This is a genomic window from Microbacterium sp. Root1433D1, from assembly GCF_001426835.1.
In the GTDB taxonomy this organism is placed as follows: Bacteria; Actinomycetota; Actinomycetes; order Actinomycetales; family Microbacteriaceae; genus Microbacterium; species Microbacterium maritypicum.
The window spans coordinates 578,396-601,344 of the sequence record NZ_LMFN01000002.1; the positions used below are offsets into that span (position 1 = coordinate 578,396).

The 22,949-nt window shown below is 67.9% G+C and carries 22 protein-coding genes and 1 tRNA gene; 8 read left to right on the top strand and 15 right to left on the bottom strand.

Annotated elements, in window-relative coordinates; all coding sequences use genetic code 11:
- Positions 1 to 48: 48 nt before the first annotated feature.
- Positions 49 to 813 (bottom strand): SDR family oxidoreductase, encoded by a 765-nt coding sequence (locus ASD13_RS08670; RefSeq protein WP_055868245.1) that lies wholly within the window; start codon positions 811 to 813, stop codon positions 49 to 51.
- 122 nt (positions 814 to 935) lie between these two features.
- Between ASD13_RS08670 and ASD13_RS08675 the strand changes: the two genes are divergently transcribed.
- The 4 genes from ASD13_RS08675 to ASD13_RS08690 all read left to right on the top strand — a co-directional run bounded on the left by ASD13_RS08675 (position 936) and on the right by ASD13_RS08690 (position 3,629).
- Positions 936 to 1,409: an NfeD family protein gene (locus tag ASD13_RS08675; protein WP_017830621.1), complete on the top strand. Its 474-nt coding sequence runs from the start codon at positions 936 to 938 to the stop codon at positions 1,407 to 1,409.
- Positions 1,410 to 1,418: 9 nt separating this feature from the next.
- Complete coding sequence (locus ASD13_RS08680) at positions 1,419 to 2,348, top strand: SPFH domain-containing protein (RefSeq protein WP_055868247.1); 930 nt, start codon at positions 1,419 to 1,421, stop codon at positions 2,346 to 2,348.
- Positions 2,345 to 3,121 carry a glycerophosphodiester phosphodiesterase family protein gene (locus tag ASD13_RS08685; RefSeq protein WP_055868250.1) on the top strand — a complete coding sequence of 259 codons (777 nt, stop codon included), beginning with the start codon at positions 2,345 to 2,347 and terminating at the stop codon, positions 3,119 to 3,121. The genes ASD13_RS08680 and ASD13_RS08685 overlap by 4 nt, the downstream gene beginning before the upstream one ends.
- A 124-nt stretch (positions 3,122 to 3,245) precedes the next feature.
- Positions 3,246 to 3,629, top strand: coding sequence for an RNA polymerase-binding protein RbpA (locus tag ASD13_RS08690; RefSeq protein WP_017830624.1), 384 nt, complete (start codon positions 3,246 to 3,248; stop codon positions 3,627 to 3,629).
- On the opposite strand, the gene lnt is transcribed toward ASD13_RS08690, so the two are convergent.
- From lnt to ASD13_RS08735, 9 genes are read right to left on the bottom strand one after another with little or no spacing between them, the layout of a single operon-like run.
- Entirely contained in the window at positions 3,626 to 5,158 is a 1,533-nt protein-coding gene (lnt, locus tag ASD13_RS08695) for an apolipoprotein N-acyltransferase (RefSeq protein WP_055868253.1), read from the bottom strand. The genes ASD13_RS08690 and lnt overlap by 4 nt on opposite strands.
- 1 nt (position 5,159) lies before the next feature.
- Positions 5,160 to 7,634: a DEAD/DEAH box helicase gene (locus tag ASD13_RS08700; protein WP_055868255.1), complete on the bottom strand. Its 2,475-nt coding sequence runs from the start codon at positions 7,632 to 7,634 to the stop codon at positions 5,160 to 5,162.
- Positions 7,631 to 8,389, bottom strand: a complete 759-nt coding sequence (gene tatC, locus ASD13_RS08705) for a twin-arginine translocase subunit TatC (protein ID WP_031206159.1) — start codon at positions 8,387 to 8,389, stop codon at positions 7,631 to 7,633. The genes ASD13_RS08700 and tatC overlap by 4 nt, the downstream gene beginning before the upstream one ends.
- A gap of 57 nt (positions 8,390 to 8,446) precedes the next feature.
- Positions 8,447 to 8,683 (bottom strand): Sec-independent protein translocase subunit TatA, encoded by a 237-nt coding sequence (tatA, locus tag ASD13_RS08710; protein ID WP_017830628.1) that lies wholly within the window; start codon positions 8,681 to 8,683, stop codon positions 8,447 to 8,449.
- A 44-nt stretch (positions 8,684 to 8,727) separates the two neighbouring features.
- On the bottom strand, positions 8,728 to 9,711 hold the full coding sequence (locus ASD13_RS08715; protein ID WP_055868260.1) for a helix-turn-helix transcriptional regulator: 984 nt from the start codon (positions 9,709 to 9,711) through the stop codon (positions 8,728 to 8,730).
- Complete coding sequence (locus ASD13_RS08720) at positions 9,708 to 10,700, bottom strand: helix-turn-helix transcriptional regulator (RefSeq protein ID WP_055868262.1); 993 nt, start codon at positions 10,698 to 10,700, stop codon at positions 9,708 to 9,710. The genes ASD13_RS08715 and ASD13_RS08720 overlap by 4 nt, the downstream gene beginning before the upstream one ends.
- Entirely contained in the window at positions 10,700 to 11,611 is a 912-nt protein-coding gene (locus ASD13_RS08725; protein ID WP_055868271.1) for a hypothetical protein, read from the bottom strand. Before ASD13_RS08725 ends, ASD13_RS08720 begins: the two co-directional genes overlap by 1 nt.
- Before the next feature lie 10 nt (positions 11,612 to 11,621).
- Complete coding sequence (locus tag ASD13_RS08730) at positions 11,622 to 12,641, bottom strand: tRNA (adenine-N1)-methyltransferase (protein ID WP_055868274.1); 1,020 nt, start codon at positions 12,639 to 12,641, stop codon at positions 11,622 to 11,624.
- Positions 12,638 to 13,321: an HAD family hydrolase gene (locus ASD13_RS08735; protein WP_268776185.1), complete on the bottom strand. Its 684-nt coding sequence runs from the start codon at positions 13,319 to 13,321 to the stop codon at positions 12,638 to 12,640. The genes ASD13_RS08730 and ASD13_RS08735 overlap by 4 nt, the downstream gene beginning before the upstream one ends.
- Positions 13,322 to 13,411: 90 nt before the next feature.
- Between ASD13_RS08735 and ASD13_RS08740 the strand changes: the two genes are divergently transcribed.
- Positions 13,412 to 14,260 carry a PAC2 family protein gene (locus tag ASD13_RS08740; RefSeq protein WP_055868281.1) on the top strand — a complete coding sequence of 283 codons (849 nt, stop codon included), beginning with the start codon at positions 13,412 to 13,414 and terminating at the stop codon, positions 14,258 to 14,260.
- A gap of 7 nt (positions 14,261 to 14,267) precedes the next feature.
- Here ASD13_RS08740 and ASD13_RS08745 read toward each other — a convergent pair whose 3' ends face one another.
- Both ASD13_RS08745 and ASD13_RS08750 read right to left on the bottom strand, forming a co-directional pair.
- Entirely contained in the window at positions 14,268 to 15,092 is an 825-nt protein-coding gene (locus tag ASD13_RS08745; RefSeq protein WP_055868284.1) for an undecaprenyl-diphosphate phosphatase, read from the bottom strand.
- Between the two features lie 41 nt (positions 15,093 to 15,133).
- Entirely contained in the window at positions 15,134 to 16,429 is a 1,296-nt protein-coding gene (locus ASD13_RS08750; RefSeq protein ID WP_055868287.1) for a M20/M25/M40 family metallo-hydrolase, read from the bottom strand.
- 111 nt (positions 16,430 to 16,540) lie between these two features.
- On the opposite strand from ASD13_RS08750, the gene ASD13_RS08755 reads away from it, so the two are divergent.
- Together ASD13_RS08755 and ASD13_RS08760 are read left to right on the top strand one after the other, a co-directional pair.
- A tRNA-Leu gene (locus tag ASD13_RS08755) sits at positions 16,541 to 16,623 on the top strand.
- Between the two features lie 139 nt (positions 16,624 to 16,762).
- Entirely contained in the window at positions 16,763 to 18,103 is a 1,341-nt protein-coding gene (locus ASD13_RS08760; RefSeq protein ID WP_055868289.1) for a DUF1254 domain-containing protein, read from the top strand.
- A 15-nt stretch (positions 18,104 to 18,118) separates the two neighbouring features.
- Here ASD13_RS08760 and ASD13_RS08765 read toward each other — a convergent pair whose 3' ends face one another.
- Entirely contained in the window at positions 18,119 to 19,216 is a 1,098-nt protein-coding gene (locus ASD13_RS08765; RefSeq protein WP_055868292.1) for a VIT1/CCC1 transporter family protein, read from the bottom strand.
- A 151-nt stretch (positions 19,217 to 19,367) separates the two neighbouring features.
- A complete protein-coding gene (locus tag ASD13_RS08770; protein ID WP_055869162.1) occupies positions 19,368 to 21,110 on the bottom strand; it encodes a DEAD/DEAH box helicase in 1,743 nt (580 codons plus the stop codon).
- Between the two features lie 147 nt (positions 21,111 to 21,257).
- Between ASD13_RS08770 and ASD13_RS08775 the strand changes: the two genes are divergently transcribed.
- Positions 21,258 to 22,085, top strand: a complete 828-nt coding sequence (locus ASD13_RS08775; protein WP_055868293.1) for an SGNH/GDSL hydrolase family protein — start codon at positions 21,258 to 21,260, stop codon at positions 22,083 to 22,085.
- A gap of 5 nt (positions 22,086 to 22,090) precedes the next feature.
- Here the strand turns inward: ASD13_RS08775 and ASD13_RS08780 are convergent, their stop codons facing one another.
- Entirely contained in the window at positions 22,091 to 22,891 is an 801-nt protein-coding gene (locus ASD13_RS08780) for a TrmH family RNA methyltransferase (protein ID WP_055868296.1), read from the bottom strand.
- Positions 22,892 to 22,949: the final 58 nt, after the last annotated feature.

Genomic DNA, 22,949 nt, shown 5'->3' on the forward strand with positions numbered 1-22,949 from the left:
CGGCCCCGTCCTGCATGATGCAGGACGGGGCCGATTCTCTGTGTCGTACTACTCGGCCGCGAAGGCGCTCACGTCACCCACGAGGCGCGTGTTGTCCGCGGGCACGGGGTCGACGGCTGCCTTGGCGACCTCTGCCGCGAACTCCGAGACGTTGTAGAGCTTGCCCGCCGATTCCCGGCGCTCCGCGATCGCTCCCGGGTTCGCCCGCTCCAGCAGCGTCGCGGTGATCGTCCCCTCGATCATGTCGCCGGAGACGACCGTGAACCCGATGCCCTTCGCGGCCAGACCGGGGATGAGCTCGCGCAGCGCGTCTTCTCCTGCGCGCTTGGAGAGTGCCACGGGCTCGTACTCCGGCATGGTCGGGGTGGTCCGGATGAAGTGGGCCTGGTGGCTGGTGACGAACGCGACGCGCGCGCCTTCGCCGAGCAGCGGCGTGGCCGCGTTCAGAACGTTGAGCTGGGCGTCGCGGTTCAAGGTGAGTGCGTAGTCCTCGGCCATGCCGGACTCCATGCCGCCGGACGCGTTGAGCACGAGCACGTCGAGACGCCCGTACTCCGCGCGGATGGCGTCGAACATCTCGGCGACGGACTCGGGGTCGGTCAGGTCGGCACCCACGACGAGCGCACGACGACCGAGCTCGCGCAGTTGCGCGGCCAGCTTCTCGGCACGCGGTGCCTTGTTGCGGAAGTTGATGACGACGTCGGCACCGGCCTCAGCGAGGTAGCGCACGGTGTCGGCGCCGATGCCCCGCGATGAACCGGTGACAAGGGCGACCTTGCCGTCAAGGGATCCTGCGGGAAGAACGTCGGTCACGGTGACTCCTCATGATGCGTGAAAAAGCCGTGATCGCACGGCCCTCACACACTACCAAGCGCGCGCTGTGGCACCCGGATCCGCGCACGCCCGCGTGATACGTTGACCACAAAGGAGGCCGCATGGACAACTTCACGACATTCGTCACGTTCATCGACCAATGGGCTTGGATCGGCTGGCTGGTCCTGATCGCCGTCTTCCTCGTCATCGAGATGCTCTCGCTGGATTTCACCTTCCTCATGCTGAGCTTCGGCAGCGTCGTCGGTCTGGTCACCGACCTGATCGGCGTCCCGGTGTGGGTGCAGGTGATCATCGCCGCCGCCGCGGCCGCGCTGTTCATCCTCTTCCTGCGGCCGCCGCTGCTCAAGCGCCTGCGGCGCGGGGAGGATCCGACGAAGTCGAACGTCGACGCCCTCGTCGACCTCCGCGGCATCGCGCTGCACGAGATCACGCAGATCTCGGGTCAGGTCAAGCTCGCCAACGGCGACACCTGGACCGCACGCACCGCCACACCCGTGCCGATCCCCCAGGGCGCTCCGGTCGCCGTGAGTGCGATCAACGGCGCGACCGCCATCGTCCGTCCCGTCAACGACTAGGAGAACCCCGTGAACGACGCATCGTTCATCCCCACCGCGATCCTGTGGGTCCTCGTGATCGCGGTGATCATCTTCGTGGTGGTCACCGTCGCTCGCGCGATCCGCATCATCCCGCAGGCCACAGCGGGGGTCGTCGAACGCCTCGGGCGCTACCACAAGACCCTCACCCCCGGGCTCAACGTCCTCGTGCCCTTCATCGATCGCCTGCGCCCTCTGATCGACATGCGCGAGCAGGTCGTCTCGTTCCCGCCGCAGCCGGTGATCACCGAGGACAACCTCGTCGTGTCGATCGACACGGTCGTCTACTTCCAGGTCACCGATGCGCGCGCCGCGACCTACGAGATCGCGAACTACCTCGGCGCGGTCGAGCAGCTGACGACCACCACTCTGCGTAACGTCGTCGGTGGACTTAACCTCGAAGAGGCGCTCACCAGCCGCGACAACATCAACGGTCAGCTCCGTGTCGTCCTCGACGAGGCGACAGGCAAGTGGGGCATCCGCGTCGGTCGCGTCGAGCTCAAGGCGATCGACCCGCCCATCTCGATCCAGGACTCCATGGAGAAGCAGATGCGCGCCGAGCGTGACCGCCGCGCCGCGATCCTGACGGCAGAGGGAACGAAGCAGTCCGCGATCCTGGAAGCCGAAGGTGCTCGCCAGGCCGAGATCCTCCGCGCAGAGGGCGACAAGCAGGCCGCCGTGCTGCGTGCGCAGGGTGAGGCCGAGGCCATTCAGAACGTCTTCAGCGCGATCCATCAGGGCGAGCCGGACGACAAGCTCCTCGCCTACCAGTACCTCCAGATGCTGCCGAAGATCAGCGAGGGTCAGTCCAACAAGCTGTGGATCATCCCGAGCGAACTCACCGAGGCGCTCAAGGGCATCGGCAGTGCATTCACCCCGAAGCCGGGCCAGGGCCCGACGAACACGCTGCCGGGCGCGTGACGCACCCGTACTTCTCGAAGACGCGGCATCCCCGAGTCCTCGCCCACCGCGGTCTGATCACCGCGGCAGGCGAGGACTCGGGCGTCTGGGAGAACTCCGCTGCGGCATTCGCCGCTGCGCATGCGGCAGGCATCGACTACATCGAGACCGACTGCCAGGTCACGGCTGATGGCGATGTCGTCCTGTTCCACGATGAGACACTGACCCGGCTGGTCGGCGACAGCCGCAGCGTGCGGGAGGTGCGCACTCGAGAGCTCCGGATGCTCTTCGCGGACCACGGCGGGCTCCTGACGGTGGCCGAGGCACTGGCTTCCTTCCCGGACGTCCGCTTCAACATCGATGTGAAGACCCCCGCAGCCGTCGATCCGCTCGGACCGATACTGGTCGAGCACACGCACCGGGTGCTCCTGACGAGCTTCTCCGACGCGACCCGTCGAGCCGCGCTCGCCTCGGTCTTGCGGTCCGGAGCAGCACTTCGCCCCGCCACATCCGGTGGGAGCGGAACGATCGCCGCGCTGAGGGCTCTGTCGGCGCTGCGCCTCTCCCCCGCTCGTGTGCTCCGGGAGGTCGACGCTCTGCAGATACCCGAGCGCTACGGTGCGCTGAAGGTCATGACGCCGGCACTCGTCCGCGCTGCCAGACGGCATGACGTCGAAGTCCACGTATGGACGGTGAACGAGCCCGAACACATGCAGCGCCTCATCGCTCTCGGCGCCCACGGAATCGTCTCCGATCGCGCGGACGTGGCACTCAAAGCGCTGATCCCTCGCTGACCTCCGACGCGCCCCATAACCTCCGGTGCTGGGATTAACCTGTGAGTTCCGCCGAGAAGGCGGCCGCGTGGATGAAGCGCACAGGCTGGAGCGTTATACCTGACAGCGACGAGAGGACCACACAATGGCAGATCGCAGCCTGCGCGGCATCCGACTCGGCGCCCAGAGCCTACAGAGCGAAGAGGGCGTCGTTTTCATGGAGCGCCGTGAGACCACCTACACCTGTGACACTTGCGGCCACGTCACGAACCTGATGTTCGCGGCGGACGCAGAACCGCCCCAGACCTGGGAGTGCCGCGCGTGCGGCGCCGAAGCCCGCCTGAACGTCGACGGCCAGGCCGTCACGCTCGAGGTCACCGACGAGAAGGCTGCCCGCACCCACTGGGACATGCTGCTGGAGCGTCGGAGCCGCGCAGAACTCGAGGAACTCCTCGAGGAGCGCCTCGCCTTCATCCGCGCCCGCCGCGGTGCCGGCGAAGACCCGACCCGGGAGAAGATCGGCGCTTAGCGCCTCCTGGCGCGCCACCACCCGACGAGGAGCGCGCCCAGACCGCCCCAGAGCAGGATCGCCTGCGCCCAGGGGCCCAGCACCACACCAGCTGTGAGGCCGGATCGGAGCTCGACATCCTCGAGCATCGCTCCGGCCTCATCTGCGTCCAGGCTCGTGACGGTCGATCCGTCGGCGCGGATGATCTGGCTCGTGCCGACGGTCGAGACGTTCACCACGCTGCGGCCCGTCTCGATGGCCCGCATCCGGGCGAAGGCCAGCTGCTGGAGATTCTCGTCCGTGCCACGGAAGTCCGCGTTGTTCGTCTGGAACACCAGCACCTCAGCGCCGGAGTTCAGGCCCTGCCAGATCACGTCGTCGTAGATCACGTCGAAGCAGATGGCGAGACCGACGGGGACACCCTCGACGGTGACCAGCGGAGGGTTCGAGCCCGGGGTGTACTCCCTCTGGATGAGTCCGATGAGGTCGGGAGCGAGCGCGTTGAAGAAGGCGCGATCCGGCACGTACTCGCCGAACGGGACCGGGTGGCGCTTGTCATGCAGCTGTGTCGCCGTGCCGTCGGGATTCCACAGCATCGACGTGTTGAAGTATCGGTCGTCTCGGCCGGTGGCCGCGTTCGCCAGCAGCGGGGCGTCGATCCGGTTGGCGAGCAGAGTCATCCGCCGAGCGAGGGCGTCGATCTGGAACGGGTCGCCGTCCAACGACCCCTCCGGCCACACCAGGAGATCGACATCCTCGCCGTGGAGAGGCGCGGTCGCGTCGGTCTGCGCCTGGATCACGGAGAACGGCTCGCGGTCGTCGAAGTAGCCGGTCGGACCGTTTCCCTGTACCGCTGCGATCCGCAGGGAACCGCTCGAAGACGTGGGAAAGAGCGGGGTGAACAGGAGCACCACCACGAGGGCGGCGGGCGCGATCACGAGGAGTGGCCGTCGCCATGCCCGCATGCGCGCGACCTCGATGAGCATCGCCACGACGAAGACCATGAGGAAACTGAGTCCGCTGACGCCCACCCATGAGGAGACCGGTGCCAGCGGGCTCTCCGCCTGACTCATGCCGATGCGCGCCCAGGGGAAGCCCCCGTAGGGCCACGAGCCGACGAAAAGCTCGCGGCCGACCCAGAGGGCGGCGACGACAGCGGGAAGCGCCAGGAGGCGTCCTGCGGTCCCGGGGAAGGCCTTCGGGAGCCACCGGTAGGCGAGGGCGATCGGGACGAGGGCGATTCCCGTCAGAACTCCCTCGAGGACACTGAGCGCGGCCCACGGGACCGGGCCCAGGTAGCGCGACGTCCAGGAGACGAGAAGTCCGAAGAATAGGATCCCGTAGACGACTCCGACCAGCAGCGCTCCCCCGAAACGGCGTCCGATCAGTGAGACCAGAACGAGAGCGGTCGCCGGGAAGGCGAGGATCCATACGGCGGCCTCCGGATAGGCCAGGTCCATCATCACCGCGGCGAGTCCGGCGGAGAGCACAGCGGCCCACAGAGGCAGGAGGGCGCGCTGGGGCGCTCGTTTGTCGGTCATCGCATCCATCTCACATCGAGGAGTAGGCGACGATGCCCCGGCGCACGCCGTCGAGCGCGGCCCGCGCGGTCCGCGCGATCGTGGCGTCCTCCGCCACGATCGAGAGCTGATCCAGCAGGTCGATCGTCTGCTTCGCCCAGCGCACGAAGTCACCGGCCGCCATGTCGGCGTCGATCAGCACCCGGTCGAGCATTCCGCCGCGCGCCCACGAGTGCATCGCCCCGGCGAGCCCGGCCGCCAACGGTTCGCTGCCGGGAAGGTGATGGTCCTGCTCCAGATCGTCGAGCTCGGCCCACAGCGTCGTCGTCTTCTCGTACGCCGCGCGGAAGGCACCGCGCGGCAGACCCCGCTCCCCCGCATTCGCTTCGTCGCGGCGGGGCTCGTACACCAGGCAGCACGCCATGGCGGCGAGTGAGGGGGCGTCGAGACCGGCCCACAGGCCTTGGCGCAGGGACTCGGCGACCAGCAGATCGCGTTCACCGTAGATACGGCGCATGGTGCGTCCGGCCTCGGTCAGAGTGGTCTCCTCGCCGTCGTCCACGATGTAGTCGAGTGTCTCCAGCACCTCGATGACACGGTCGAAGACGCGCGCGACGGAACCGGTGCGCGTCTCGATCTGACGACGGATCCGGTCGTTCTGGCGCTTGAGCTTCCAATAGCGCTCCGCCCACCGCGCGTGAGCTTCACGATCGGGACAGCGGTGGCAGGGGTGGCGCTGCATCTGCGTGCGCAACGACTGCATGCGCTTCATGCGCTTGTCGCGCGACGCACGCGGCGCGTTCGAATCCTGTCGGTTCTTCTTCTCGAGGTCGCTCAGCTCGCGCCGGATGGCCGCGTACTCGGGGAAATCTCCGTGCTCGCATGCCATCGCGCTCTGGTAGCCGGCCAGAGACTCCTCGGCCTCGCGCACCTGACGCGCCAGCCCGACGACGGCACGGTCCGCTTGGAACTGCGCGAACGACGATTCCAGGATCTGCCGGGCCCTGACCTTGCCGAACATGTCGATCAGGTTCACGGCCATGTTGTACGTGGGGCGGAAGCTCGAATTCAGCGGATACGTCCTGCGGGAAGCGAGCGCCGCGACCGCCTGCGGATCCATGCCCTCGGTCCACTGCACCACGGCGTGACCTTCGACGTCGATGCCTCGACGCCCGGCGCGCCCGGTGAGCTGTGTGTATTCCCCCGAGGTGATGGCGACACGGGCCTCGCCGTTGAACTTCTCCATCTTCTCGAGCACGACCGTACGCGCCGGCATGTTGATCCCGAGCGCGAGCGTCTCGGTGGCGAAGACGACCTTCACGAGCTTGCGCTGATAGAGCTCCTCGACGACTTCCTTGAACGCGGGCAGCAACCCCGCGTGGTGCGATGCGACGCCGCGCTCGAGGTTGTCGAGCCACTCCCAGTAGCCGAGCACGCCGAGGTCCTCCTCCTGGAGGGTGCGCGTGCGCTCCTCGACGATGGCGCGGATCTCGGAACGCTCCTCGTTCGAGGTGAGCCGGATCCCTGCCCGACGCACCTGCTGCACGGCGGCCTCGCACCCGACCCGACTGAAGATGAAGAAGATCGCCGGGAGCAGATTCGCCCGCTCCAGCAGTCGCACGACGTCGGGGCGATCCATCCGCTCGATCCGGCGTGCGTTGGCGGCGCGTACCGGACGACGTCCGCCTCGCTGAGGCCGCTTCGCCTGACGACCGGCGTGGCGGTCGCTGCGGTAGGACTGCGCCTGACGGTTGTTCTCGTATGTCGTGCCCGTAGAGGAGCGGATACGCATCAGCTCCTGGTTCACCTGCGCGGTGGCCGGGCCGGCACGATCGTCGAAAAGCGGCAGGAGGTCGTCGCGGACGAGCACGTGCTGCTCCAGCGGCACAGGCCGGATCTCCGAGACGATCACCTCGGTGTCGCCGCGCACGGTGTCCAGCCAATCACCGAACTCCTCGGCGTTGGACACGGTGGCGCTCAAGGAGACCAGGCGCACGCGCGCCGGCAGGTGGATGATGACCTCTTCCCACACCGCACCGCGGAAGCGGTCGGCGAGGTAGTGGACCTCGTCCATGATGACGTAGCGCAGGTCCCGCAGCGCCGAGGAGTCGGCGTAGATCATGTTGCGCAGGACTTCGGTGGTCATCACGACGATGCGGGCGTTGCCGTTGATGTTGGTGTCGCCGGTGAGCAGACCCACCTGATCGGCTCCGTAGACGTCGACCAGCTCTCTGAACTTCTGATTGGAGAGCGCCTTCATCGGCGTCGTGTAGAACGCCTTGTCGCTCGCGGTCTGCATCGCGAGGTGGATCGCGAACTCACCGACGATGGTCTTTCCCGCACCCGTGGGGGCTGCGACCAGTACGCTGCGTCCGCTCTCGAGCGCGTGGCACCCTGCGACCTGGAAGGGGTCGAGCTGGAACTTCTGCAACGCCGCGAACGCTGTGGACTGCGGGTGCTCCACTGCCTCCTGCGCGCGCGCGTACCTCTCCGAGGGTGAACTCATGCCGGATCCGGCAGAAGCCCTGATGCCTCGTCGCGCTTGCGTTTGCGTCGATCGAAGATCAGGGAGAGACCCGCGGCCGCGAAGAAGAGGACGATCAGGATACCCGCGAGCATGAGCATGCTGACGACGTCGGCGGCCGGCGTCGCGAGAGCGGCGAACACCGTTGCGATGATGATGGCGACCCGCCATCCCTTGAGGATCGCTCGACCCGACATGACGCCGGCGAGGTTGAGAGCGACCAGGAACACCGGCAGCACGAACGAGATGCCGATCACGATCATCAGCTTGAAGATGAAGTCGTAGTACTCCTGGGCGGAGTAGAGGTTCGTCGCTCCGGCCGGGGTGAAGCTCCACATGAGCTCGATGATGTGGGGCATGATCATCACCCCGAGGTAGCAGCCGGCGAAGAAAAGCGGAACCGCAGCCACGACGAAACCGATCGTGTACCTGACCTCTTTGCGAGTGAGGCCGGGCATGATGAACGCCCAGACCTGCCACAGCCAGACCGGAGCCGACAGGAAGATGCCGATGGAGAACGCGATGCGCATGCGCATGTCGAACGCCGAGGTGATGGTTCCGAAGTTGAGCGCGCTGAAGTCGTCTCCGCGCTTCTCGGCGATGATGCGCACCGGTTCGGTGATGAAGTTGATGATCGGGTCAGCCACGAGAAAGGCGATGACCATGCCGACCACGAGAGCGAGCGCAGCGAACATGAGGCGCTTGCGCAGTTCGACGAGATGCGCGCCGAGCGACATCCGTCGATCCCGATCCGCCTTCGGCATCACGGTCGGTTCGATGGCTGCCACGGCCGGTCAGGCGCGGGGCGGAGTCTCAGGGTCGATGCCCGAGTCCTTCACCGTGGTCGGGTCGACGGCTGCGGACTCGGTGCGAGCGGCGTCATCGTCCTTCATCGCCTTCATCTCGCCCTTGAACACGCGGGCGGACTGACCCATGCTCTTGGCGAGGGCCGGCAGCTTCGCCGCACCGAAAAGAAGGAGGATCACTGCCAGCACGATAAGCAGGTGCCAGCCTTGCATTCCAGCGAACATGTCAGGTTTCCCGTCGTCGGTGAGCGTTCGATCCAGTCTACAGATCAAACCTTTGCTTCGGGTTGGCGATAGAGGGCGAGTCCTGCGGCTGCCCACTCCCTGGTCGCCGCGCGGGCGACACCCGGTTCCAGGACCTCCATGGATCCCCCGAAGCGCGCCGCGAGCCGCTTGATGCCGCGCGGGTCGGCGAGATGCAGCCGAGTGGTCACTGCGCCGTCGACCGCCTCAGTCGCCCCGGTGGGCACGAATCCGCTGAGCAGGGGTGCGAGACGCTCGGCGACGCGCACCGTCACCTCGCGCTCCTCGTCGAGTCCGGCGAACGCCTCCGGAACCTGATCTCCGCTGTGGGTGATCGGGATCTCTGTCAGCGTCGGTGCGCTCACCCGGTCGAGGTGGAAGGTGCGCATCGCCTGCCGGAGGTGGCACCACCCCTGCAGATACCACTGTCCGTTCGTGATCAGGATCTGCATCGGATCGACGGTGCGCGTCGTCGGCGCGGCATCGGGAGCCTGATACGTGAAGGCGATCGCGACACCTTCGTGCAGGCCTCGAGCCACCGCTTCACGAACCTCGTCGACGGCGCTGGGCGCGACGACCACGTCGGCGGGCGCGTCGGCAGCGCCACGGGACAGCTTCGAGATCAGCCCGGCCACCAGGCCCGAGTCCGAGACGGCGGGAACCGCGGCCACCATCTGCAGACCTGCGAGCAGGGCGGCCGCCTCTCGCGCGGTGAAGCGCGGCACACGACGGAGCGCAACATCGTTGGTGATCTCGATGACGTCTTCGAGGTCCAGCAGGTCCCAGTTGATGTCGAACATCTCCTGCGGCTGCTGCCAATAGCCGTCTTCACCGGGAAGCCCGATGACGGTGAGCTTCTCGACCATGCCGCGCATCTCCTGCGACGTGACGCCGAACTCCGCCGCGGCCTCTTCGAGGGACACCTGTCCGTGCTCGAGCACATAAGGAACAAGGGTCAGGTACAACCGCACCCGGTCGGCGGCGAGCAACGGCTTCGATTTGGCGGTCATCTCGCCTCCTCCTCGTCGGTGTGCAGCTCGGCGACGGCGCGAAGACGCGAGATCACGGCGTCGCGCAACGGTGCGGGCTCGACCACGCGAACCTCCGGACCGTACGAGGCGAGTTCGTCCGCGAGGATGTGCAGGTCCACGAAGGGCACGTTGATGCCCTGAGGAGCTGATGTGGCCCTTCGGCCCAGGCGCAGTGCGGCCTCCGTACCCGGGGTGATCTCCAGGAGAGCCGAGTTCTCGGACGCGACCCGTTCCAACCCTGCGAGTGCGCGATCCCCCGCACCGTCGCGCAGGGCGGGGTCGAAGCTCTGGGAGCTCACCCGCACATCCCCGACGATCCGACTGAGCAGGAAGGTGCGGTCCTCCTCTGCATCGACGTCGACGCCGAAGACATGCCACCGTGCCTCGTAGTCGACCAGCGCCAGCGGGCGGACGCGGCGCCGGCGAGGGGCGTCCTCGCCGGGCTTCAGGTAGTCGAAGGCGACCACTCGGGATCGTTCGATCGCATCCTGCAACGGAGAGAACGCGGCATCCCTGGCCGTGATGCGAGGGGCGAAACCGATGATCGGCTCGTCGCCGTCGATCCCGAGGGCGCGGATCTTGCGGACACCTGACTGAGCGTCCCCGGAGACGGATTCGGCGCTCCAGACGCTTCCGGCCAGCTGGAGCACTGCCAGCTCGGCCGGCGAGAACTCGATGTCGCTGGGAAGATCGTATTCCGCCTGGGGAATGCGGTAGCGCGCTTCGCGGAGGTCGTTGGGATCCGCAGCGTCCCCGATGGTCTCGATGGGCACGCCGAGCGAGCGCAGCTCGTCTTTGTCCCGCTCGAACATCTTCTCCAGGGCGTCCGATCGGGTGCCCGCCTCTGCGCGCTGCCGATACCCGGAGACGTTGTCGAGGATCTGCTGCTTGGTCAACCCGATCTCCGTGGCCATCAGCGCCACGACGAGATTCGTCAGGCGCTCCTCCGCGGGGATACGGGCGGCCATCACTGCGTGGGCGCCGTCACTGCGCCCAGGATGTCGACGACGATCGCCGTGGCCGGAGCGCTCTCGGCAGCAGGGAAGACGACGAGCAGTTGCGACCCGACGGTGGCGCCCACGAGCTGCTCGGCGGCCACACTCACGCTCGCGTCCTTGCCCCACGAGCTCGTGGTGACCGTCTTGTCGTCCCAGCCGACACCCATGATGTTGGAGACGACGATGTCGCCCTCCTTCACCTTCGGGCCATCGCCCTTGATGAGCGTCTGCGTCACGATCTCGGTCGGCGCGGGAACATCGGGGATGATGATGCCGGGAGTGCCGTCGGGGGCGCGGACGACGCTGGGAAGGCCGCGTGCGTCGTTGAACTGCAGTGCACCGGATGCCTTCGCCGGCATGACATCGAGCACATCGATGACCGCGACGATGTTCTCGCCCTTGTCGAGACCGAACGCCTGGACGTTCTGGGCCCCGAAGTCCTCCGGAGTCAGGACGGCGAGGACACGGCTGCCACCGGTGGCGCACTCGAGAACGTCCGCGAGACCCGCAGAACGCTGAGCCCAGTAGTCGATGCTGTGCACGCGGCTCGGGTCGCCGTTGAACTCGGACTGGTAGAGCGCCTTGCCGCTGTCTCCGCCGTAGAAGGCGATGTCCAGCACCACGGGCTGGAAGTCCGATCCCAGTGCCAGACCGTCTCCGACGGTGACGTCGGCGAACGAGGTCTTGTCGGTCTTGACCGGTCCGAAGACGTCGACATCGGGGACGGAGCCGAGGTCACCGCTCACGTCGGCGACGTTCAGGATCTTGTCGTTGCCGCCGCGGTCGCACGCGGCGACACCGTCGGATGCTGTCGCGGTGCAGCCCGTCAGGGCGAGGACGGCGAGGCTGAGGGATGCCAGAACGGCGGACGTTTTACGCACGCGCTCCAGTCTATTCCGTCGCGTGCCCGGAATCGCGCGATGCGGCGGCAAGGCGCGCCCCTTCGGCCGCCTTCTCCGCTTCTCGTGCGCGTTTGCGGAGGTTCTTGTCGCTGATCTCACGGTCACCGACGGCGCCGGGCGTCCACGCCTCCACGTCCTCATCGCCGTAGCTGCTCTTGGACGCACGCCGCTTCACCGACGGCGCGATGGCACCGGGAGCGAGTCGGCGGGCCGTGAGGAGGAACCCGGTGTGCGCGACCATCCGGTGATCAGGGCGCACGGCGAGCCCCTCGACGTGCCAGCCGCGGACCATCGTCTCGGAGGCGTCGGGGTCGGTGAAGAGTCCCGTGCCGCGGATGTACTCCGCCACACGGGAGAGCTGGGTCGCGGTCGCCACGTAGCAGAGCACGACGCCGCCGGGGGTGAGGGCGTCGGCCACGACATCCATGCATTCCCACGGCGCGAGCATGTCGAGCACCACGCGGTCGACGGAGGCCGGGGCCACCTCGTTCGGCAGGGCCTCGACGAGATCGCCCACGACGACGTGCCAGGTGTCCGGGTGCTCACCGAAGAAGGTCTCCACGTTTCCGCGGGCGACATCGGCGAAGTCCTCGCGACGCTCGAAGGAGATCAGCTTCCCGGCCGGGCCCACAGCGCGCAGGAGCGAGAGGGAGAGCGCGCCGGAGCCGACGCCGGCCTCGACCACCACCGACCCGGGGAAGATGTCGGCCTGCATCACGATCTGGGCCGCGTCCTTGGGATACACGATCGCCGCGCCGCGGGGCATCGACATCGCGAAGTCCCGCAGCAGAGGCCGCAGCGCCAGGTAGTCGTGCCCGGAGCTGTTGGCCACGACGGAGCCGTCGGGAAGCCCGATGAGGTCGCGATGACGAAGCACACCCTGGTGCGTGTGGAGCTCTCCGTCCTCGCGGAGCGTCACGGTGTGCAGTCGGCCTTTCGGCCCGGTCAGCTGTACGCGATCGCCCGCACGGAACGGACCGCTCGGCCGCTGTACGCGGGAATCGGTCATCGGGTGGCTCCTGTCACGGCGGTGTTGCTGCCGAAGAGATCGGTGAGATCGTCGGCGCCCCTGCCGGCGAGGGTGGACCACAGCTCGTGGGCACCGAGGTGATCGAGGGGCACGATGTGGGGAACCGCGAGGGTCAGCGCCCCGGAGGCGAGGCCGGCGCGCACGCCGGTCGGCGAATCCTCGATGACGATCACCTCGGCGATGTCGACGTCCAGAAGCGCGGCCGCCTGCAGGTAGGGCTCGGGGTGGGGCTTGGGGTTGTCGACGTCATCGCCGGCGACGACGATGTCGAAGGCGTCGAACTCGATGAGCTCGACGACGTTGAGCGCCATGCGACGCAGCGACATGGTCACCAGGCCTGTGGGGATCCCCGCGTCGCGGAGGTCACGGAGGAGCTCGCGGGCGCCGGGGCGGAACGGGACGCCCTGCGTGCGCAGCGATTCCTGCACGACGTCGGTCAGGTGGGACACGATCGCCTCGGGCTCCATAGCGACACCGGCGTTCTGCAGGATCACCGCGCTGTCGAGCAAGCCGCTTCCGACCAGCTGCAGCGCATCCTCGTGGGTCCAGGAACCTCCGAACGATTCGACCAGCGCCGTCTCGGCGGCCATCCAATACGGTTCGGTGTCGACGAGTGTTCCGTCCATGTCCCAAAGGACCGCGCTGGGCTTTCTGCTCACTGAACCCATGGTAGCCGTGGTGCCGCCCGCATCCCGCCTTCGCGGACTAGCCTGGAAGGATCACGACCGCGATCTCGAAGGGAGCCCTCGATGGATGTTCTCGGTCCGCGCATCGTCATCGCCGCCTTCGACGGCTGGAACGATGCGGGTGAAGCGGCCAGCAGCGCCATCGAGGCGCTGCGCTCATCGTCGGAGTACGACCTCGTGCACTCTGTCGACCCTGAGCTGTACTTCGACTACCAGTACACGCGTCCCTCGACGCGGATGGATGCCGAGGGCCGCCGCCAGCTGACGTGGCCGGAGGCCGGACTGTGGCGTCCGCGCGATCCTGCGCCCGGGCCCGAGTTCTGGTTGCTCACGGGCGCCGAACCTGCGCGCACCTGGCAGGCCTTCGCCTCCGAGTTCATCGACATCGCTCTCCGCGACGACATCACCGGTCTCGTGACTCTCGGGGCGATGCTGGCCGATGTCCCGCACACCCGACCGATATCGATCTTCGCCTCGAGCCAGAACGAGCAGGTGCGCGAGGCGCATGGTCTCGAGCGCTCGCTGTACGAGGGGCCGGTCGGTATCCTCACCGTCTTCGAGCACTTCGCCGAGAACGCGGGCATCCCCACGGCCAGTCTGTGGGCGAGCGTGCCGCACTACGTCGCCTCGGCGACCCCTTCGCCGAAGGTGACGCTGGCGCTGCTGGACCGCCTCGAGGAGCTCACCGGCCTGGACGTCGATCGCCAGACGCTGCGGACCGAGGCCGCGACCTGGGAAGCCTCGATCGACGCCGCAGCGTCCGAGGACGAGGACATGGCGGAGTACATCCGTCAGCTCGAGCGCACCCGCGACACGTGGGACTCCCCCGAGGCATCAGGCGACGCGATCGCCCAGGCGTTCGAGCGCTACCTGCGCCGCCGCGACGACGGCCCTGGAGACCGCAAACGCTGAGCCCGGCTCAGGCCGCGATCACACCGGTGCCGAGCAGGACCAGCAGGACGGTGCCGAGCAGGATGCGGTAGATCACGAAGGGCAGGAAGCTGCGCTTCGAGATCCAGTTCATGAAGAACGCGATCACCCCGAGCGCCACGACGAATGCGATCCCGGTCGCGGCGAGCGTGTCGCCGAAGGAGAAGAACGACGGCTCGCCCCAGCTCTTGAAGACCTGGTAGAAGCCGCTGCCGAACACCGCGGGGATCGCGAGCAGGAACGCATAGCGCGCCGCAGCGGCACGCTCGTAGCCGAGGAAGAGCCCCATCGTGATGGTGCCGCCCGAGCGGGAGACACCCGGGATCAGCGCCAGCGCCTGCGCGAAACCGAAAGCGATGCCGTGCGGGTAGGTGAGGTCGTCGAGCTTGCGGCGCTTCGCCCCCACATAATCGGCGACGCCGAGCAGGATTCCGAAGACGATCAGCATCACCGCGACGATCCACATCGACCGCAGCACGGTCTCGATCTGGTCTTGGAACAGCAGCCCCAGGACCACGATCGGGATGCTGCCGATGATGATGAGCCAGCCCATCCTGGCATCCGGATCGTTGCGCGGAGCCTTGCCGACCAGCGACCGGAACCACTGCGTCACGATGCGCACGATGTCGCGCCAGAAGAACACCACCACCGCGGCCTCTGTGCCGATCTGGGTGATCGCGGTGAACGCCGCACCCGGGTCTTCACCCGACGGCAGGAACGTGCCGAGGATGCGCAGGTGAGCGCTGGAGGAGATCGGAAGGAACTCGGTGAGTCCCTGGACCACACCGAGGATCAGTGCTTCGAGCAGGTGCATGGAGAGCTTTCAGTTCGGAGGAGGCACGGAGCGCGCGACGCTCAGTACGTGCGCAGCAGATCGGTCAGCACCCGCTGGCCGAAGACAAGCGAGTCTACGGGTACTCGCTCATCGACTCCGTGGAACATGCCTGTGAAGTCGAGGTCGGCGGGGAGCTTCAACGGGGCGAAGCCGTAGCCGGTGATGCCCAGGTATGCCAGCGCCTTGTTGTCGGTGCCGGCCCCGAGAAGATACGGGATGACCGGCACGCCGGGATCGTGTCGACCGATGCTGGCGACCATCGCCTCGACGAGCTCGCCTTCGAACGGCGTCTCCATGCCGATGTCCCGGACGACCGTCTCGATGATGATCTCGTCGCCGACGATCTGCTGGAGCTCGGCCAAGACGTCGTCCTCGGTCCCGGGGATCACCCGCACGTCGATGAGCGCTTCTGCGCGCTCGGGGATCACGTTGTGCTTGTAGCCGGCGGTCAGCGCGGTCGGGTTCGTCGTCGTGCGGAAAGAGGACCGCAGGAAGGCCTCGGCAGGGCCAGCGGCGGAGGCGAGGGCATCGGGATCATCGACGCTGCGTCCGCTCAGGGCGCTCAGTCCTTCGAGCAGGGCTCTCGTGGTCGACGTCAGCCGGATCGGCCAGCGCGTGCGGCCGATCGCCGCGACGGCTTCTGCGAGCTTCGTGACCGCGTTGTCGTCGTGCAGACGGCTGCCGTGACCCGCGCGCCCCTTCGCCACCAGCCGGATCCAGATCAGGGCCTTCTCCCCCACCTGCAACAGGTAGGCGCGTCGGTCGTCGACCGTGATCGAGTAGCCGCCGACCTCGCTGATCGCCGCCGTCGCCCCCTCGAACCACTCCGGGCGATTCTGCACGACCAGTGCCGAGCCTTCGACGCCGCCGTTCTCCTCGTCGGCGAAGAAGGCCAGCACCAGATCCCGCTCCGGTCGTTCGCCCGCGCGAAGGATCTCCGCCACCGACGTCAGGATCATCGCATTCATGTTCTTCATGTCCACGGCGCCGCGTCCCCACAGCATCCCGTCTTGCACGAGGCCGGCGAAGGGGTCGACGCTCCAGTCTTCGGCCATGGCCGGCACGACGTCGAGGTGGCCGTGCACGACGAGCGCGGGCTTGTCCCTGTCGCGTCCTGGCACGCGTGCCATCACGTTCGTGCGCCGCGGGATCGGCTCGTAGTACTCGACTTCGAGCCCCAGCTCCTCCAGGTACGCCCCGACGTACTGCGCGGCCTCGCGCTCGCCCTTCGCGTTTCCTCCGCCGTAGTTGGACGTGTCGAATCGGATCAGGTCGCTCGCGATGCGGACGACCTCCGGAAGGGACGGATCAGTCATGGCTCCAGGCTATCGAAACCGTGCGCCACGCCCGGGCGTGCGCCTCGGTTCGAGAGGCCGCGGAGGACGTGGTAATGTCATTCTTCGGTCGGCAACGATCATCCAAAACCTGCGCGGGTGGCGGAATGGTAGACGCGCTACGTTGAGGTCGTAGTGCCCGTAAGGGCGTGGGGGTTCAAGTCCCCCTCCGCGCACAGGAAGGCGAAGGCCCCGGATCCACGGATCCGGGGCCTTCGTCGTCTCCCATCGATGGCGCGACGCACCCGCGGGGGCTCATCCGGGAGGGATGACCTCCTCCCCTGCGTGGGAGCGGCTCTGGATAGCCTGATCGCCATGACCGCCCTCGAAGCCGATCGTCAGACGATCATTCAGGCCTACCTCTACGGGTTCCCCCTCGTGTTCAACCTCGATCAGGTGACGCGTTACACGACGACGGGAGTCGGCTCCAACCCTGCCGCCCCGTTCAATGCGTTCAGTCACGCCCGAACGCTCGCCGGCCCCGCGGACACGTTCGTGACGATCAACAACGACACGCTCTACTCGATGGCCCAGGTGGACCTCAGCGTCGGCCCGGTCGAGCTGCGGGTCCCGGACACCGCGGGCCGCTACTACGTCCTCCAGTTCGTCGACGCGTGGACGAACAACTTCGCGTACGTCGGACACCGTGCCACGGGGACACGCGCGGGGACGTTCCTGCTGGTCCCGCCCTCGTGGGACGGCGACACCGGCGACGCGGTCGTCATCCGGTTCCCGACGACCGTCGCCTCGATCGTGGGCCGGTGGGCTGTGAGCGGCGACGACGAACTCCCCGCCGTGCATGCGCTCCAGGACGCGACGACCCTCACGCCGCGAAACCCGGACGCCGTGCCCGCGGGGCTCGCCCTCCCGGATCCTGGCGTACCGGAGAGCGCGCTCTTCCTCGAGAAGCTCCGCGTCTGGTCGCAGCAGTTCCCGCCCGCACCCCGGGATCGCCCCTTGCAGGCCTCGCTGGCCTCGACAGGGATCGCCGTCGTAGGCGACTCCCCGTATGCATCGATCGCGCTCTCGGACGCCGCGCGTCTGGTCGGCGATCTGGAAGCTGCTCAGCAGTCGCTCCACTCGTTCCTGACGCACGGCTCCAGCCCGGAGGTGAACGGGTGGAAGCTCACCTTCCACGCCTTCGACTACAACCTCGACTACTTCGAGATCGGAGCCCTCGACGACGACCGTTTCAAGATCATCGACCCCGAAGTGCGCATTCCCGAACGCGCCGCCGCCGCGCTCGGTGGCCTCTGGGGGAACCACCCCTATGAGGCGGCGTACATCGTGAGCTATGTCGATGATCATGGGGATCAGCTGACCGGCGAGCGGACCTACACGCTGCGTCTGGATCCCGAGCCGCCCGTATCCGCCTTCTGGTCGTTGACGATGTACTCGGTTCCCGACTTCTACCTCGTCGAGAACCCGATCGAGCGGTATTCGATCGGTGACCGGACTCCTGGTCTCGTGCGCGACGAGGACGGCGCCCTCACGATCACCATCAGCCATGAGCGCCCCGCCGACGAGAGGGCGGCGGCGAACTGGCTTCCCTCACCGGCCGGAGACTTCCGACCGGTGATGCGGATGTACGAGCCCGCCCCCGCCGTGCTCGAGGGGCACTACACGGTGCCGGCGATCACACGATCGGCGGGGTGAGTGCGCGCACTCCGATCACGCCGCACTGACGCCGAACACGAGGCCGAGAACGTAGGTGATGGCAGCCGCGCCGAAACCGATGGCGAGCTGACGGAGGGCGCGTCGGAGGGGCGGGCCGCCCGAGAGGACACCGACCATGGCGCCGGTGCTCAGCAGGGCGATGCCGACGAGCACGAGGGCGACGATCACGGCCGTGGTGCCCTGGAGCCCGAAGATCCAGGGCAGGACCGGGATGATCGCCCCGGAGGCGAACAGGAGGAAGCTGGAGATCGCTGCGGTCCAGTCGCTGCCGACGATCTCGTGGTCGTTGCCGCCCTGGGTGTTGATCGGTCCGGTGGCGGCCCGGCGCACTCCGGCCTGCGCAGCGGTCACGATGCGTCGGGCACGGGAGAGGGACTCCTCCGGCTCCATGCCGCGTGCCCGGTAGACGAGCGCGAGCTCGTTCTCGTCGATGTCGAGATCCCTGGCGGCCGCGTGGGCGTCCTCGTTCGCCTCGGTCGCCGCGAGCAGCTCACGCTGGGAGCGCACCGAGACGAACTCTCCCGCCCCCATCGACAGAGCCCCGGCCAAGAGTCCCGCGATCCCGCTGAAGAGCACGAACCCGGAACTCACCCCCGTCGCACCGATGCCCAGAACGAGCGCGAGGTTGCTCACGAGACCGTCGTTCGCTCCGAAGACCGCCGCGCGGAAGGAACCGGAGAGACGCCTGCGGCCTCGCGCTGCGAGTCCACGGACCACCTCGTAATGGACCTTCTCGTCGGCGCGCATCGCGGGCGTGGCGTACTGCTCCGAGTCGTAGGGCGATCGGGCTTCGGCGCTCTGCGCCAGCGCGAGCACGAAGATCGACCCGAAGCGGCCGGCCATCCAGCCGAGCAGACGCGAGCGGACACCGGCACGAGGGAGTCGTTTCGGCTCCGCACCGAGGAGATCGAGCCAGTGCTGCTCATGGCGGCGTTCCGCGTCGGCGAGACGGAGCAGGATGTCACGCTCCTCGCCCTCTCTGCGCGCGGCGAGCTTCTGATACACGGCGCCTTCCGCGCGCTCCTCGACCAGGTATCGCGCCCAGCGCCGGCGATCGGCGGGCGTCGGGTCGGCTGCAGCAGGGGCTGTCATGAGTCCTCCAGGTGTAACGGTGCCCGGTGCGCGGGCAACCGTTCAACGCTAGCCGCGGACCCCCGCGCACACCTCGCTCAGACGCGGATTGACAGCATTTCGGGGATCCGAAGCAGCGCTCGCATCGCGCGGGTGGGGGCCCGTGCGGACGTCAGGAACGCACGCGCTTGCGGAGAACTTCGATGCGTGACTGCAACTGGGTCACCGTCGCCTGCGCAACCGCCGGTCCTCCGCAGATGCGCCGCAGCTCGGCGTGCACCGCGCCGTGGGGCTCGCCCTTCTGCCGCGCGTAGAGTCCCACCAGGCTGTTCAGAAGCTGCCGCTGCTCCTTGAGCGTGCGGTGCAGAGGCGCGGGCAGCGTCGTCGTCTCCGCCGGGTCTGCAGAGGCCTCGCGCGCCTCGCGCAGTCGGGACTGACGGGACTGACGCTGCATGAGGAGCTCATGCACGTGTTCCGGTTCGAGAAGACCGGGGAACCCGATGAACTCCTCTTCTTCCGGGGTGCCCGGTTCTGCGAGCTGCCCGAACTCCTGCCCCTCGAACACGATCCGATCGAAGTGGGCGACCGATGACAGCGCCTGATAGCTGAACTCCTGCGTCAGAGCATCGGAGGTCTCCTCCTCGCGGTTCGCGCTCTCGAGCAGCGAGTCCTCCAGGCCGTCGTCTTCCTTCGACTGCCGGTCGAGGGCGTGGTCGCGCTGCTTGTCCATCTCGTTCGCGAGCCCCATCAGGACGGGGACCTGCGGAAGGAAGACGCTGGCGGCCTCGCCGCGACGACGGGCGCGCACGAAGCGGCCGATGGCCTGCGCGAAGAACAGCGGAGTCGACGACGACGTCGCGTACACGCCCACGGCGAGGCGCGGGACGTCGACGCCTTCGGACACCATGCGCACGGCCACCATCCACCGGGCGTCGTTGGCACTGAACTTCTCGATCCGCTCCGAAGCGGTCGCGTCGTCGGAGAGCACGATCGTCGGCTGCTGACCCGTGATGCTGTGCAGGATCTTCGCGTAGGCGCGCGCCACGGTCTGATCGGTCGCCAGCACGAGCCCGCCGGCATCGGGAACGTGATGGCGGATCTCGGTGAGGCGGCGATCGGCGGCCGAGAGCACGGCGGGCATCCAGTCGCCCTCGGGGTCGAGCGCCGTTCGCCAGGCCTGCGACGTCACGTCCTTCGTGTTGTCCTGGCCGAGGTGCGTCTCGAGCTCGTCACCTGTGGTGGTGCGCCAGCGCATCTTGCCGGCGTACATGTGGAACAGCACGGGGCGCACGACACCGTCGGCCAGCGCCCGGCCGTAGCCGTAGTTGTAGTCGGTGCGCGAGATGCGGGCGCCGGACTCGTCGGGGTGGTACTCGACGAACGGGATCGGCGCGGTGTCGCTGCGGAACGGCGTTCCGGAGAGGAGGAGGCGCCTCTTGGCAGGTCCGTAGGCGTCGCGGATCGCGTCGCCCCAGCTGAGCGCGTCGCCGCCGTGGTGCACCTCGTCGAGGATCACCAGCGTCTGGGCGTCTTCGGTGAGATGGCGGTGCACCGAGGACTTCGCCGCGACCTGCGCATAGGTCACGACCGCGCCGTGATAGTGCCGCGCCGGTGCCCAATCGCTGTTGCGGAAGCGGGGGTCGAGGCGGATGTGCACGCGCGCGGCGGCATCGGCCCACTGCGTCTTGAGATGCTCGGTCGGCGCCACCACGATGATGCGGTTGACCTCGCCCATGCGCATGAGCTCGACCGCGAGGGTGAGCGCGAAGGTGGTCTTTCCAGCGCCGGGCGTGGCCGCCACGAGGAAGTCGCGCTGATCCGCGGCGAAGTACTGTTCGAGGGCCTCCTGCTGCCAGGCGCGCAGCTTGTTCGCGGTTCCCCATGGGGCACGCTGAGGAAAGGACGGAGAGAGCATCGAGTCCACGATAATCGCTGCCGCGGACACTGGATCACTCGCGGCAGTTCCCGCGCGTGCCCTCCCCGGGATGGGCACGCGCGGGTAGGCTCTGTCACTGCGTCGCGGTCACCGCCGCGTCGCACGACGTTCGTGAAGGAGCGCTGGATGACCGACCAGGATTCGACTCGGACCCCCTATGTCCCCAACGAGACCGCGCACCCGTGGCGCCGTTTCGTCGCGATCGGCGATTCGTTCACCGAGGGCATCGGCGACCCTGACCCCGCACATCCGGGCAGCCACCGCGGGTGGGCCGACCGCGTCGCCGAAGTGCTCGCGGCGCAGGTGGACGACTTCGCCTACGCGAACCTCGCGGTCCGCGGCAAGCTGATCGCCCAGATCGTCGCCGACCAGATCGAGCCGGCGATCGCACTGCACCCCGACCTGGTGTCGATCTGTGCGGGTGGCAACGACGTGATCCGCCCCGGCACCGACCCCGATGCCATTGCGAGTCAGCTCGAAGACGCCGTCGTGCGCCTGTCGTCCACGGGCGCGGCCATCCTGCTCTTCACGGGCATCGACACCGGGTTCACTCCCGTCTTCCGAGCCTTCCGAGGCAAGGTCGCCATCTACAACGAGAACGTCCGTGCGATCGCCGAGCGCCACGACTGCATCGTCGCCGACCAATGGGCGCTCAAGGTCGTGCAGGACATGCGGTTCTTCGACGACGACCGCCTGCACTACAACGCCCTCGGCCACCACGAGGTGGCCCGTATGGCGCTGCGCGCGCTGAACGTGCCGAACGACCTCGAGGCCATGCAGCCCGAGCCGTTCCCGTTGCGCACGTGGCGCGAGGCCCGGTCGGAAGACCTCGGCTGGGCGCGCGAGCACCTCGTGCCCTGGGTGCTTCGGCGGCTGCGGCACCAGTCATCGGGAGACAACCTCGCGGCGAAGCGCCCCGACCCCTCGCCGGTGTTCCTCCCCGAGCGGGACTGAGCGCGTCAGGCCTTCATCGACCAGAGCGCGACCGCAGCCGCTGATGCCACGTTCAGCGAGTCCACTCCCCCGCTCATCGGGATGGTGACGACGGTGTCCGCGCCGTCCATGGCCTCCCGCGAGAGACCGTCGCCCTCCGACCCCATGACCAGGGCGACGCGGGACGGGCGTTCGGCGGCGTAGGCGTCGAGGGTGACGGCGTCATCGCGCAGCGCCAGGGCGGCGATGTCGAAACCTGCGGCGTGAAGATCCGCGATGGCGGATTCCCAGTCCGTGATCCGTGTCCACGGCACCTGGAACACGGTGCCCATACTCACGCGGACGCTGCGACGATAGAGCGGGTCGGCGCCACCCGGCGACACGAGCACGGCATCGGCCCCGAGTCCGGCGGCGGCGCGGAAGGCGGCCCCGACGTTGGTGTGATCGCCGATGTTCTCCAGGATCAGCACGAGGGACGCCCCCTCGATCACGTCGTGCACGGCCGGCAACTCGGGTCGATGCATAGACGCGATCGTCCCGCGGTGCACGGCGAAGCCGGTCACCGCCTCGGCGATCTCGTCCGGCACGACGTACACGGGCACATCGAGATCGCCGACGATCTCCCGGATGTCGTCGATCCGGCGTTCCTGCACCAGGAGGGAGCGTGGACGGTGGCCCGCGGCGACGGCGCGCGCGATCACCTTCGTCGACTCCGCGATGTACAGCCCGCCGGACGGCTCGGAAAGAGTGCGCAGGGCGGTATCCGTGAGTGCACGGTAGTCATCGAGGCGTCGGTCACAGGCGTCGGTCACAGGCAGCAGTTCCACGGGCTCCACTCTGCCACCGCCCGGGGGTCGTCCCGCACCGACATCTCCGAGAGCCACC